Below are 392 nucleotides of genomic sequence, written 5' to 3'. Positions count from 1 at the left end.
ATAGGGAAGTCGCTTAGCTTTAATCCGCCATAGCTCAGTTGGTAGTAGCGCATGACTGTTAATCATGATGTCGTAGGTTCGAGTCCTACTGGCGGAGTAATTTAGTTAAGAGGTTTAGGCCTCTTTTTTTGTTATGTAATAATAATCTATCTCGTGTTATTAGAGGCGAGACATTTTTCGGCTCTTTGTCAACTGTAGTGGGTTGATGAAAAGCTAATCTCGAGAAAGGGCAAATTTCGTCATTTTTTTTGAAGTTTTTAAAGTTCCGAAAACCAAAGGCGTTGCGTTTGATAAGTTTGATGAGATTATTAGTGACTTCTAGTTTGGCGTTAGAATAGGCTAGTTTAAGGGCATTGACAATTTTCTCGTTATCAGCGTTCCAAACATTCAAA

At 38.0% G+C, this 392-nt stretch carries 1 protein-coding gene and 1 tRNA gene; one reads left to right on the top strand and one right to left on the bottom strand.

All coding sequences use genetic code 11. The features are described from left to right. Positions 1–23: 23 nt before the first annotated feature. Positions 24–97 (top strand) — tRNA-Asn (locus tag HT701_RS11100). On the opposite strand, the gene HT701_RS11680 is transcribed toward HT701_RS11100, so the two are convergent. Further along, a partial coding sequence (locus HT701_RS11680) for a transposase (protein WP_240152380.1) occupies positions 86–392 on the bottom strand: 307 nt, incomplete at its 5' end. The genes HT701_RS11100 and HT701_RS11680 overlap by 12 nt on opposite strands.

The organism is Streptococcus sp. 10824 (genome assembly GCF_013276595.1).
In the GTDB taxonomy this organism is placed as follows: domain Bacteria; phylum Bacillota; class Bacilli; order Lactobacillales; family Streptococcaceae; genus Streptococcus; species Streptococcus pseudopneumoniae.
The sequence above is the reverse complement of the archived record's forward strand: the minus strand, read 5'-3'. Positions and strand labels throughout refer to the sequence as shown.